The sequence below is a fragment of the Bergeyella cardium genome, assembly GCF_009914665.1.
GTDB lineage: Bacteria > Bacteroidota > Bacteroidia > Flavobacteriales > Weeksellaceae > Bergeyella_A > Bergeyella_A cardium.
The window spans coordinates 2,000,645-2,013,964 of the sequence record NZ_CP029149.1; the positions used below are offsets into that span (position 1 = coordinate 2,000,645).

Sequence of the window (13,320 nt, forward strand, 5' to 3'; positions counted from 1 at the left end):
CCCACTAGCGTGGGGAGCAATTTTTCCAACTAATTTTAGGAAATTTTCTGTCCGTGCGCTCGGGCAAGCAATTTCCTGATGGCGAAAGTCTCTCCGCGAGCTCGTTCGGGAAATTTCCTGAAAAATATGCTTTAAACTACGGTGTATAGGGGTTTTTGATGATTGTTTTGCGTGCAATTTATGATAAAAAAAAGGGTTAAAAACTCTCCGCTGAGCTGTCCGAGCGCTCGGATGGACTTTTGTAAAAAAAGTGCCTCACCGGCTACAGTCTAATTGCCTGCCACGCTGTGGTTGCCTCACCGGCTACGGTGTGGGCTCATCAAACAGTTCGCCTATAATGCCTTCTTCGGGGATTTCATCTGAAGAATGAGGGGAGGTTTCGTCCTCTGTAAGGAGGTCTTCCTCATCGGGTTCTGGGATATTGATGTTGATGGATTTTATCTTGTCCTTGACGAACTGATTGCCTATGGCTTTAATCCCTTTTATGGCAATGAAGTCGTCTATGTTCACGGTTTCGGGGTCTTTTTCCTTGCCCGATTTATCCTTAGCGAAGATAATCTCCGCTGTGCAACCATCGGAAGTGCCTACAAACTCGATGAAAGACTTAGGATGCTCGCTCGGCATAAAGGTTTGGAGGTTGGGGGTGTTCTCCAGCAGGAAGCGCTTGATGAAATAGATTTTCTTCTCGCCATCATAGTAGATGCAGGAGATGGGCTGCTGTGGTTTCCATTTTTCGAGGATGAGGTACTCATCATCAAAGCGATTACTCAGGTCAAAGCTCAGGAGCTTGGCTTCGCCTTTGGAGGTAATGCTAAGGATTTTATCTTGCCCTTTAAAAGTACCGAGCAGGGTACCTCTACCATCGGCATTGAGCCTTCGCACGGTATCATCAAACCATATTTTTCTCGGGGCAAGGGTGGAGATTCCCTCTTCCTTTAAATCGATTTTCTTAATGGCATATTTGGTTACGAGATTGCCTCTTGAGTTTCGCCCCTTTATGGCAAGCTCGGAGAAGTCTATCTCCAATCGTTGCTTGCGAATCCTTGCATTAGGCTTGAGAATGACGCTTACAATCTCGGCTTCTCCATTGGGGTTTGCAGAGAAATACAAGACTTCGGAACCCTTTTTATCCGATGCTAAAGGATATTCGGTATTTCGTGTAATGGAGGTTACGGAGAAGCGCTTCATATAGTACGGACCGAGCTTTCCCTCACGGTAAATCATATTATAAACGGTGCGGGAGTCGTTCTTCTTCCATATTCCGACAAAGAGAATATCCTTACCGACGAAGGTTTTCTGATCTACTTTTACTACCTGCATTGTGCCATCTTTTCGGAAGACGATGATGTCGTCTATATCTGAGCAATCGAACAAGTAATCATCTTTTCTCAACGCTGTTCCAACGAAGCCTTCGGAATAGTTGGCATAGAATTTAATATTGGCTACGGCTACTTTTGTGGCATCTATGGTGTCAAAAATCCTTAGCTCGGTTCTGCGCTCCCTTTCCTTTCCGAATTTCTTCTGTATGCTGAGGTAATAGTCTATGGCGTACTGCACAAGGTGCTCGAGGTTGTATTTTGCTTTCTCTATCTTGTCTTCAAGTGCTGCGATGTTTTCTCTGAACTTATCCAAATCAAATCGTGAAATTCTCTTAATGCGAATCTCTGTCAACTTGATGATATCCTCTGTGGTAACCTTGCGGAGGAGGTGCCCAGTGTGTGGTTTTAGTCCATTGTCTATGGTGGTGAGCACCTCTTCCCAGCTCTTTACTTCTTCTATATCGTGATAGATTCTGTTCTCGATAAAGATTCTTTCGAGTGATGCAAAATGCCAGCTCTCTTGTAGCTCTCCGAGTTCTATTTCCAATTCTTTTTTGAGGAGTGAAACCGTGTGGTCGGTATTCAATTTCAGGATTTCCGAAACGGAGGTGAAGACAGGTTTATCCCCGATAATAACGCAGGCATTAGGCGAAAGGGTTACCTGGCAGTCCGTAAAGGCGTAGAGCGCATCTATCATCTTATCTGGAGAGACATCATTGTGCAAATGGATGATAATCTCCACCTTATCCGATGTATTATCTTCTATCTTTTTTATTTTGATTTTCCCCTTCTCATTTGCCTTTATAATGGAGTCTATTAAATCGCCTGTGGTTTTGGAGAACGGCAGTTCGGAGATGATGAGCGTATGCTTATCCTGCTGGGTAATCTTGGCACGGACTCTTACTTTGCCTCCGCGCTTACCGTCATTATACTCAGAGACATCCAAAAGACCCGCCGTTTGAAAGTCTGGAAACAGCTCAAAACTCTTCCCTTTGAGATAGGCAACCGACGCATTGATGAGCTCATTAAAATTATGCGGGAGAATTTTTGTAGAAAGTCCTACCCCAATGCCCTCCACTCCCTGAGCGAGCAAAAGAGGGAATTTTACAGGTAAATCTACGGGCTCATTATTTCGCCCGTCGTAGGATTTTACCCATTCGGTTGTTTTTGGATTGAAGACCACTTCCAATGCAAAAGGCGTGAGACGAGCTTCTATATATCGGGCTGCAGCTGCCGAATCTCCAGTGTAGATATTTCCCCAGTTCCCTTGGGTATCTATCAGCAGTTCCTTTTGACCAATCTGCACCATAGCATCGGTGATGGAAGCATCCCCGTGAGGGTGATACTTCATCGTATTACCGACGATATTTGCAACTTTATTGTATCTGCCGTCTTCCAGCTCGCGCATAGAGTGCATGATACGGCGCTGAACGGGCTTAAAACCATCATAAACAGATGGAATGGCACGGTCTAAAATCACATAAGAGGCGTAATCAAGAAACCAATCTTGATAAAGCCCAGATATTTTTTTTAAAGTTTCTTCTTTATGTTCGTTTTCTTGCATTTATTTTGTGTTTATCAGTCTGATATTTTGGTCGTTTAACTTGGTTTGAAGCCATTTTTTCAGCTTTTCTTCATCCAGCTTCTCTTTTTCTTTGATTTGGTAGATGACAGTATTTTCCTGTTTACGCGAATCTTTTTCGTAACTGTTTAGTTTTCCGATAGATATGTTTTCTACCTCTGGGAAAATGATTCTGAGTTCTTTGATGAGCTGTCGGTCATCAAATTTGTATTCATTCAGTTCCGAAGTAAGATTTTGGATGATGATATCTTTTTCAGAGAAATCCTTGTTCTGCTTGTTGATTTCAGCTAAAATTTCACTTTTTAGATTAGATGAATTATTTTTTATCAGGAGTTTTGTATCCTTGATTTCGTAGCTGTCGGCAAGTTTTTTGTTAAGCGCTTGAATTTCAATGCTGTCCATTCGCTGGTTTAGTAAAACCAATTCTATGGTTTTTGGTGTTTCATTTTTGTTTATTTTCTTATAAATCACCGTGTGCCCTTTGTCTGTAAATTCATTTTTGATGAAATTTTCTACATTTTTAGTATATTTATTATCACTAATGAGACGGTAAGCCAAGAAAATACTTGGAACAATCATAATAGTAAACAAAATGTAAATGGAATATTTTACTTTTCTGTCAAATTTTTCGTCCTGAGTAGAAACAGGTTTGTATTTAAGGAATTTAACAATAGTAAATGTAGCAATGGCGATGAAGAAGCAGTTGATAGAATATAAATACAAGGCTCCAGCAAAAAACTTAAAATTGAAAGTTGCCAGCCCAAAACCTGCCGTACAAAGAGGCGGCATAAGCGCTGTGGCAATAGCTACCCCAGGGATAGGGTTTCCTTTTTCTACACGGGTGATGGAAATTACTCCTACAATTCCACCAATGAAAGCAATTAAAACATCATAAATATTAGGTGATGTTCTGGCCAAAATCTCAGATTGAGCCTCTTTAAAGGGACTGAGAGTAAAGTAAATCGCAGAGACTAAAAGACTCACGATAGTAGCCGTAAGTAGGTTTTTTCCTGATTTTTTTAGAAGAGTTAAATCATAAATGGCAAGGGCAACCCCAATTCCTACGATAGGTCCCATAAGTGGAGAAATCAGCATGGCGCCGATAATCACAGCTGTGGAATTGACATTCAGACCAATAGATGCAATGAATATAGCACATGCCAAAATCCAAAGATTAGCCCCTTTGAATGAAATGTTTTTTAAGACATCTTGTAAAACCTTGTCTTGTTTCTCTTCTCCTTCGTGTAAGTTAAATAAATTATGTCGTTTCATACTATCTATTTTTCGTTATCTGTATTTTCTTTATTTTCTTTATTTTCTTTATTTTCTTTATTTTCTTTATTTTCTTTATTTTCTTTATTTTCTTTATTGGCTTTTATTGTTCGTTGTAAAGAAAGTTTCAAATCCCTTATTTCACTGCTTGTAAGGTAAGAAATATCGTATTTTAGGACAATTTCATTTTTCTTTCTGCTCGTTATTTTTATGTGAAGTCTTTTGAACAGAACAGCATCAGTAATATCAAAAGAAATCAGTTTGTATTTAGGAAATTCATCTCTTGCTTCTCTTCCTAAAAAAGGAATTATGCTGTAATTTCTGAAATTGAGAGCTTCGCCATCGCTGTCGTACTCAAAAATCTGTTTTCTTCGGATGAAGTGCAGCCCAAAGGCCACGATATTAATAAGCAGGAAGAGGCTAGCTTTCCACCCGAGGGTATGGAGCTCAAACCTATCTGCAAAGAATATCAGAATACTCATCGCGAAAGAAAATATCACCAGTGTATTAATAAAATTATACAATGGTTCTTTTTTTCTGTTACTTAATCTCATCTGTGTTGTGTTTTTTATAAAGATTGATGGTAGAATTAGCTCAGTGCTTCTTCTACCACTAAATTTTCCAAGATAAAGGACTGCCTATCGGGTGTATTTTTCCCCATATAGAATTCCAATAGTTGGTCTATGGTCTGGTCTTTACCAATGACTACAGGCTCGAGGCGGATATCCTTTCCGATGAAATGTTTAAACTCGTCTGGTGATATCTCTCCAAGCCCTTTAAACCTCGTGATTTCTGGATTTTTCCCAAGCTCGCTGAGGGCTTTTATCCGCTCTTCTTCGGTATAGCAGTAGCGGGTTTCTTTTTTATTTCTCACTCTGAAAAGCGGCGTCTGCAAGATGTAGAGATGCCCATTTTTTATCACATCAGGGAAAAATTGAAGGAAGAAAGTAATCATCAGCAGGCGAATGTGCATACCATCTACATCGGCATCGGTAGCGATGATAACTTGGTTGTATCTGAGGTCTTCCAGACTGTTTTCTATGTTGAGCGCTGCCTGCAAGAGGTTGAACTCTTCATTCTCATAGACTACTTTTTTGGTCAGTCCGTAGCAGTTTAGCGGCTTACCTTTTAGCGAGAAAACCGCCTGAGTTTCTACATCTCTGGACTTGGTAATGGAGCCAGAAGCAGAATCACCCTCAGTGATGAAGATTTGTGTTTCGGATTTCCTCTGTGCTTTTTGGTCGTTGTAATGCTGTCGGCAGTCGCGCAGTTTTTTATTATGAAGAGAGACCTTTTTTGCTCTCTCCCGAGCTAATTTCTGTATGCCCGAGAGCTCCTTTCTTTCCCTTTCGGAGATCAGGATTTTCCTGTTGATGGCTTCTGCTATTTCAGGGTTTTTATGGAGGAAATTGTCTAACTCTTTTTTTAGAAAATCAATAACGAATGACCTCACGCTTGTGCCACCAGGCGCCATCTCATTAGAGCCGAGCTTCGTTTTGGTCTGAGATTCAAAAACAGGCTCTTCTACATTTACAGAGATCGCTGCAATGATGGATTTCCTCACATCCGAAGCATCAAAATTTTTATTAAAGAACTCACGAATCGTTTTTACATAAGCCTCACGAAAGGCGTTGAGATGCGTACCGCCTTGGGTAGTATTCTGCCCATTGACGAAGGAAAAATAGGTCTCGGATTGTGATTTATCAGAATGGGTAATCGCAACCTCTATGTCTTCCCCTTTTAGGTGGATGATTGGGTAGAGAATCTCCTCGCCGATCTCCTCCGTTAGCAAATCTTTTAGCCCCTCTTCCGAATAATAAGCCTCTCCATTGAAAATAATTTTAAGACCAGGGTTCAGATAAGCATAATTTCTCAGCATTCGTTCGATGTACTCATTTCGGAATTTATAATTCACGAAAATCTCGGCATCGGGTACGAAACTAATCTCCGTACCGTTCTTTTCATTGGTTTCAGCGGTAGGGAAATCCTCTGTGAGGTTACCCTTTGAGAACTCGGCAGATTTCGTTTGCCCCTCTCTTACAGACTTCACCTTAAAGTAGGTCGAGAGCGCATTCACCGCCTTTGTACCTACCCCGTTTAGCCCCACTGATTTTTTGAATGCCTTAGAGTCGTACTTCCCTCCTGTATTCATTTTGGAGACCACATCTACTACCTTCCCGAGCGGGATACCTCTTCCGTAGTCTCGTACAGTGATTTTATCCTCATCCAGCTTTATTTCTATTCTCTTTCCAGCTTTCATTCGGAATTCGTCAATCGAATTATCGATGACTTCTTTCAGCAGTATGTAGATTCCATCGTCTGCCGAAGAGCCATCGCCCAATTTCCCGATGTACATCCCTGGTCGTAGCCGCACATGCTCCTGCCACTCCAGTGTACGAATATTTTCTTCCGAATAATTTGTCTGCTCTTTTGTGCTCATAAAGATGAAATCTTAAAACTGAATTGCACAAAAGTAAATAAAACGATTGTAATAGACAATTGATGAGCTGCGGGCTTTTGGTAAATAGCTATTAGTAAACCGATTGATAATATTTATCGTTTATCACTATTTCTTTGAGGAATTAATAATAAAATAACCTGAATAGTTATAAGTGTTTAAGAAATTAATCTTGCGCATATTGCGTAAGAAAAATTTCATGTGAAAGTAGTCTCAAACAAGTTGCGCAAGATGAATTTCACGTGAAATTGATTACAAACAACCTGAAAAGAGATTTCCATTTTTTTTGTTCATTAAAATTTATCTATAAAATATAGGCTTATATTACGATAAATAGAGCCTCCGAAGGGGGGAGGAGGCTATTTGCCATTCATCATAATGAGTAAAAAAGATGTAGCCTTCTTCGGTTAAGAAGCGCTCGCAAAATCAGAGCGAGAAGTAAGAATCAGAAAGCGGCGAACGAGCAGAACGGCGGAGATGGTGAGCCCCACACCAAAAGCTATCCACATCCCTACGGCGCCCATCCCTCGCACATAGCAGAGATAGTACCCGAGCGGAATGGTGATGACCCAATAGGCGATGAAAGTGAAAATACTCGGGATTTTCACATCTTGAAGCCCGCGAAGACTACCGAGCGCTACGACTTGGATGCCGTCTGACAACTGGAAAAGTGAGGCAATGATGAGCAGCATAGAAGCAAGCACCACGACATTGGTCTCACCAGGTTTGGTATAGAAAGTCGGCAGGATGTCTTTGCCCAAGATAAAAATCAAACAGCAGAGGCTCATAAATATAAAGGCGATTTTTATATTATTAACACCGATCTTCCGAGCACCTAAGAAATCTCTCTCGCCAAACTTATTGCCCACCATAATAGTGGAAGCCACGCTGAAACCTACACAAAGGTTATAGGTGAAGGAGACCATTGTCATCGCTACTTGGTGTGCTGCTACATCGGTAGCAGAAACCAGTCCGCATATAAACGATGCCCCAGCGAAGGTACTTACCTCAAAGAAAAGTTGAAAAGCGATGGGCACACCTATTTTGAGCATCTTACGAAACATTTCTTTTGAGAAAATCTCGAGTTTAAGGCTAAATTCCTTTAAATATTTTTGAGTTTTAGACTCTCGCCTCATTATAAAATAGAGAAAAATGATGATGAAAAACCTTGAAATCAGGGTGGCATACGCCGAACCTGCTACGCCCATAGGAGTAATACCGAAGAGCCCCTCGATAAAGGTATAATTAAGTGCGATATTAATGAGGTTTGCCGCTACTGTAGCCACCGTAACACCAATGGTATAGGACAACCCCTCTGATACCTCCCTCATCGTTTGAAAAATCATAAAGGGGATAATGCTTATCGCCATAATGTTTAAAAACCGCATAGCATCGGGAATGATTTCTGGTGGCTGTTGGGCGTATTTCATCAGGGGAGAAATCAGCAGCAATAATGCGGCGAGAAGAATACCGATAGCCAAATTAATCACAAAACCGTGGCTAAAAACCTTATTGATTTGCGAATGATTGTTCTGCGAATTCGCTTCCGACACGAGGGGTGGAATCGCAAGTGAAATCCCCAATGCAAAAACAAAAACACTAAAAAAAACCGAGTTCCCAAGCGAAACCGAAGCAAGGGCATTAGCTCCTAACAAGCGCCCCACAATAATATTATCAAATAAATTTACAGAAGCCTGCCCCAGTTGAGTAAGCATTACAGGTATAGCGAGTTTTAATGTTTGTTTTGTATAAACGGGATTTAAAAAAGACATTAACTAAAAATTTGCGGCAAAAGTAGCTCAAACTTTTTAGTATTACAATCGTAAAAAAAACAATGAATATTATAAATTTATTCTATAAAATAAGATGGGAATAAAAGATAACCTCCAAAATACAGCAAAGGACAATGCAGAGAGAAAGAAGGGAGAAAGAAGGAATATACCTCTTCTTAATCTTAGAAGGATTGTTATAAAATATCTTTAAATCAATAATATTAATATTACATAAAATACTGATTAAAATATTTTGGGGTACAAAAAAGTTACCTACATTTGCAATACTAAAACAATACCCAATGAGTAGTACAGAGCTAATTAGGGTTATAGAAGATGACGGATGGTATTTGGTTAATGTTAAAGGAAGCCATCATCATTTTAAGCACCAAACTAAAAAAGGTAAAGTAACGATACCTCACCCTAAAAAAGATTTACCCCAAGGGACTATAAATGCAATTTTAAAACAGGCAGGACTGAAATAGAACCGTTGTTTATTAAATTATTATTAGAAAAAAAATAAAAAAATGAGAAAGATAAAAGTAACCGTTCGTAAAGAAAATGGAGTTTATTGGGCAAATACTGAAAACATAGAAGGTATTGTAGTAGCTGATGGGAATACTTTTGATGAAATGAAAAAAAATTTACAAGATGCCTTTGATTTTCATTTAGAGGAATGCGAAAAAGATGGTGATTTAGGCTTCGTAAAAAAATATAAAAAAGGAGTAGAATTCGTATATGAAATTGAACTTAACGGAATATGCAAACAACTCCCCGAGATTAATTTATCAGAACTGGCAAGACGATTAAAAATAAGCCCTGTAATGATGAGAAAATACGCTACAGGAAAGACTAAAGCCTCCGAAAAAAGGCTTTATGAAATACAGGAAGGTATTCGGAATATCGGAAAAGAACTTGTAGAAGTAAGGCTACTCTAATCCCCCTCTTTTTTTTTAAACATTTTGCCCTGCACTATATGCAGGGCAAAATGTTTTTTCTAAAAAATACTTAACGAACAAACGCTACCACATCTTCTTCTGAGATAGGGTTCCCACCGAGGATGATAAGCCTTTCTACCACATTTCTCAGCTCTCGGATATTGCCCGTCCACGAAAAAGATTGAAGTTTTTTTATCGCCTCTTTAGAAAATTTTTTCGGGGTATTTCCTTGCTCATCTGCAATGAGTTTCGCAAAATGCTCTACGAGAAGTGGTATGTCCTCTTTTCTTTCGTCCAATGGAGGTACATAGATTTCTATTACCGAAATTCTATGGTATAGGTCCTCACGGAAACGCCCTTCGGCAATTTCCTTTTTCATATCCTTGTTGGTCGCTGCCAGTACGCGAACATTAACTTTAATCTCCTTATCGCTGCCCACAGGAGAAACCTTATTTTCTTGCAAAGCTCGGAGGACTTTCGCTTGGGCTATAAGACTCATATCCCCTATTTCATCGAGGAAAATAGTGCCCTCATTTGCTTGCTCAAACTTCCCAGATTTATCTTTTATAGCGCCAGTGAAAGAGCCCTTTATATGCCCGAAAAGCTCAGACTCGATAAGCTCGGAAGGGATGGCTGCACAATTCACCTCCACTATAGGACCTTTGGAGCGCTCGCTCTGGGAATGAATCGCGTGGGCTACCAGCTCCTTCCCTGCTCCGTTGGGACCTGTGATGAGCACCCTTGCATCCGATGCAGCAACTTTATCTATCATCTGCTGTATTTTTTTCAGGGGCTCGCTCTCGCCAATCATCTGGTATTTCTTATTGACTTTCTTCTTTAAGGTTTTATTCTCGCTTTGGAGGGTTTTATTCTCTTTCTTCAAGTTTCCTTTGTCCAGAGCATTCCTCACACTCGTCAGCAGCCTGTTGATGTCTATCGGTTTTGAGATAAAATCATACGCACCCTCCTTTAAGCAGGAAACCGCAGTATCTATATCTGCGTGCCCGGAAATCATTATAAAAGTAAGGTCTGGATTAATGCTTAAGCTCTGTTTGAGAAAGTCTGAACCCGAAAGTTTAGGCATTTTAATATCCGAAATCACTAAGCTGAACTCCTCTTTTTCTACCCTCTTTAAACCTTCGAGGCCATCTTCGGCAATGGTGAAATCATACTCTGGAAGCTCATCCGAAAGGATGCTATGAAGCACCCCAGAAATCGTTTTTTCATCTTCTACGATAAGAACCTTTTGAGACATAACTTGATTAATTTTTCTGTTTTTATAATGCACTGCCCAGAGGCAAAAATCATTCCTTTGGCGGCATATTGATAAAATTTAATAAGTTTTTAGAAGATTATGGCTCGGGGTTATTCAAAAACCACCCTGCGCACGCCCTCCTCCACCTCTATGCTGAGGCTATGATAAGGGATACCTTCGAGCGCGGGCTCATAAATCTCTGCCCACTCGATAATGTTCAGAAAAGCATTATCAAGATATTCCTCTATGCCTATATCATAAACCTCTTCTATGGACTTCATCCTGTACAAATCGAAGTGATTAACCCTGCCTCTCGGGGAATGATACTCATTTACGATAGCATAAGTGGGCGAGGAGACTTCATCTGCGCTACCGAGCTTCTTTAGTAAAAACTGCGTAAAGGTAGTCTTCCCCGCTCCGAGATTTCCCCTCATCAGGAGAATATTGTGCTTTATATGCGGGAGGAGGGCATCTATCACCTCATTCCACTCCTCTAATCGGTGTATTTTAAACTCCATACGAAAAATTAAAGCGCCAAATATAAATAAAAAAACCGCCTTTCAGCGGTCGTGAGATTCTTATTTGTTTTTGAGCAAATCCCTGATTTCTGCAAGGAGCTCCTCCTGCGTAGGACCAGCTGGTGGCGCGGGTGCTTCCTCTGGTTTTTTGTTCAGCTTATTCGCTCCTTTTATCAACCAAAAAAGAACGAGCGCAATACAAAAGAAGCTGATAACCGATGAAAGGAAGTTGCCGTAAGTAACTCCATTCCAAGAGAGTTTTGCAATATTATCCGCTCCCGCTGCTTTTAATACGGGGTTGAGTAGCAGCGGCGTGATGACATCATCTACCAGCGAGGATACAATCTTACCAAATGCTGCCCCGATGATGACACCGACAGCCAAATCAATCACATTTCCCTTGAATGCAAATGCTTTAAATTCTTTAATCAAACTCATAATTTTTAACTATTTTGATGGACAAAAGTATGAGTTTAATTTTAAAACTGACAATAGATAATCTCTATTTATCCAACAAAAAAGGCGGAGATTAGATCTCCACCTTTTAAGATTATTCGCGTTTATATTAGCCTAAATAAGGATATTTATAGTCCTTAGGGCTTACGAAAGTCTCTTTAATCGAACGAACGGAAACCCATCTGAGTAGGTTCATCTTAGAGCCTGCTTTGTCATTGGTTCCAGACGCTCTACCGCCACCGAATGGCTGCTGACCCACAACAGCACCCGTTGGTTTGTCATTAATATAGAAATTACCCGAAGCGTTTTCTAATGCCTTGAAAGCCTCATCTATCACATATCTGTCCCTCGCGAATACAGACCCCGTTAATGAATAAGGAGAAGTGGTATCTACCAATTTGAGCGTTTCAGTCCACTTTTCATCTTCATAAACATAGATGGTGAGGATTGGGCCAAAGATTTCTTCTACCATACTCTCGTATTTTGGGTTGGTTGTTTCGATGATGGTAGGCTCCACGAACCAGCCTTTACTGCCATCGCACTTACCTCCGAAGATTACTTTTGCATCAGAAGAGGCATTTGCTCTGTCTATATACCCCTTGCATTTCTCGAAAGATGCCTTGTCGATCACCGCATTTACGAAGTTGGATGGGTCTTCTGGCGTACCTACTTTAACCGTTCTGAGCTGAGCTGCTAAGGCTTCTTTTACTTTTGCCCAAAGAGATTGAGGGATATAAGCTCTGGAAGCTGCAGAGCATTTCTGACCTTGATACTCAAACGCACCTCTTACCAATGCAGTAGCTACGGCATCTACATCCGCAGAAGTGTGAGCGATAACGAAGTCTTTACCCCCCGTTTCACCTACAATTCTCGGATAAGATTTATAGTTATGAATATTCTCTCCTATTTTCTTCCACATACTTTGGAATACTGCGGTAGAGCCTGTAAAATGCAAGCCCGCGAAATCTGGGTGAGTAAGAACCTTATCTGCTGTTTCCTTACCTGGTGAGAACACGAGGTTGATCACCCCATCTGGAAGTCCCGCTTCTTTGAATACCTCCATAATGACACTTGCTGCATAGATTTGCTTATCGGAAGCCTTCCAAACGACTACATTCCCAAGCATCGCCATACAAGAAGGGAGGTTGCCCGCGATAGCAGTAAAGTTAAACGGAGTAAGCGCAAAACAGAAACCTTCAAGTGGTCTGTACTCTACTCTATTCCAGATTCCGTTATCTGAAACCGGCTGCTCGGAGTACATTTCCGTCATAAATTCTGCATTAAATCTAAGGAAGTCTATAAGCTCACAAGCGGAATCTATCTCTGCCTGGTGCACATTCTTAGACTGCCCGATCATTGTAGCTGCATTTATTCTATCTCTGTAAGGGCCAGCAATAAGGTCAGCCGCTTTAAGGAAAATAGAAATTCTCTGCTCCCAACCGAGAGCATTCCACTTCGGTTTTGCAGCCAAAGCAGCTTCAATAGCTTGGTCTATATGGCTTGCATTACCTCTATAAAAAAATCCCAAATCGTGCTGGTGGTCTTGTGGAGATTCTAATCTTACTTTTTCATCAGATTTTACTTCTTTTCCACCGATAATCATTGGGATTTCTACTTTCTCATTCCACATTTTTTGGTAAGTGGAAATAAGGTTTTTTACCTCTGGGCTTCCTGGTTCGTAAGTTCTTACTGGCTCATTAATCGCAATAGGAACTTGTGAAATTGCTTTTGACATATTTTTCTTTTTTTA

At 40.5% G+C, this 13,320-nt stretch carries 11 protein-coding genes; 2 read left to right on the plus strand and 9 right to left on the minus strand.

The window, feature by feature from the left end; translation table 11 throughout:
• Positions 1–303 precede the first annotated feature (303 nt).
• From DBX24_RS09150 to DBX24_RS09170, 5 genes are all read right to left on the minus strand, one after another.
• A complete protein-coding gene (locus DBX24_RS09150) occupies positions 304–2,883 on the minus strand; it encodes a DNA gyrase/topoisomerase IV subunit A (RefSeq protein ID WP_160224649.1) in 2,580 nt (859 codons plus the stop codon).
• Positions 2,884–4,173, minus strand: a complete 1,290-nt coding sequence (locus DBX24_RS09155) for a TIGR00341 family protein (RefSeq protein WP_160224650.1) — start codon at positions 4,171–4,173, stop codon at positions 2,884–2,886.
• A gap of 5 nt (positions 4,174–4,178) precedes the next feature.
• Positions 4,179–4,727, minus strand: coding sequence for a hypothetical protein (locus DBX24_RS09160; RefSeq protein WP_160224651.1), 549 nt, complete (start codon positions 4,725–4,727; stop codon positions 4,179–4,181).
• A gap of 35 nt (positions 4,728–4,762) precedes the next feature.
• On the minus strand, positions 4,763–6,613 hold the full coding sequence (locus tag DBX24_RS09165; protein ID WP_160224652.1) for a DNA topoisomerase IV subunit B: 1,851 nt from the start codon (positions 6,611–6,613) through the stop codon (positions 4,763–4,765).
• Positions 6,614–7,038: 425 nt separating this feature from the next.
• Complete coding sequence (locus tag DBX24_RS09170; protein ID WP_120488937.1) at positions 7,039–8,403, minus strand: MATE family efflux transporter; 1,365 nt, start codon at positions 8,401–8,403, stop codon at positions 7,039–7,041.
• Positions 8,404–8,705: 302 nt separating this feature from the next.
• Here DBX24_RS09170 and DBX24_RS09175 point away from each other — a divergent pair, with 302 nt between their 5' ends.
• Positions 8,706–8,888 (plus strand): type II toxin-antitoxin system HicA family toxin, encoded by a 183-nt coding sequence (locus DBX24_RS09175; protein ID WP_120488936.1) that lies wholly within the window; start codon positions 8,706–8,708, stop codon positions 8,886–8,888.
• A 42-nt stretch (positions 8,889–8,930) separates the two neighbouring features.
• Positions 8,931–9,341, plus strand: a complete 411-nt coding sequence (locus tag DBX24_RS09180) for a type II toxin-antitoxin system HicB family antitoxin (protein WP_160224653.1) — start codon at positions 8,931–8,933, stop codon at positions 9,339–9,341.
• Between the two features lie 70 nt (positions 9,342–9,411).
• Here DBX24_RS09180 and DBX24_RS09185 read toward each other — a convergent pair whose 3' ends face one another.
• The 4 genes from DBX24_RS09185 to pruA form a co-directional block, all read right to left on the minus strand.
• The gene (locus tag DBX24_RS09185; RefSeq protein WP_120489692.1) at positions 9,412–10,596 is read right to left on the minus strand and encodes a sigma-54-dependent transcriptional regulator; all 1,185 of its coding nucleotides are present in this window, start codon (positions 10,594–10,596) and stop codon (positions 9,412–9,414) included.
• 110 nt (positions 10,597–10,706) lie between these two features.
• Complete coding sequence (gene tsaE, locus DBX24_RS09190) at positions 10,707–11,114, minus strand: tRNA (adenosine(37)-N6)-threonylcarbamoyltransferase complex ATPase subunit type 1 TsaE (protein WP_120488934.1); 408 nt, start codon at positions 11,112–11,114, stop codon at positions 10,707–10,709.
• A 60-nt stretch (positions 11,115–11,174) separates the two neighbouring features.
• Positions 11,175–11,552: a large conductance mechanosensitive channel protein MscL gene (gene mscL / locus DBX24_RS09195; RefSeq protein WP_120488933.1), complete on the minus strand. Its 378-nt coding sequence runs from the start codon at positions 11,550–11,552 to the stop codon at positions 11,175–11,177.
• 127 nt (positions 11,553–11,679) lie between these two features.
• Entirely contained in the window at positions 11,680–13,305 is a 1,626-nt protein-coding gene (gene pruA / locus DBX24_RS09200; protein ID WP_120488932.1) for an L-glutamate gamma-semialdehyde dehydrogenase, read from the minus strand.
• Positions 13,306–13,320: the final 15 nt, after the last annotated feature.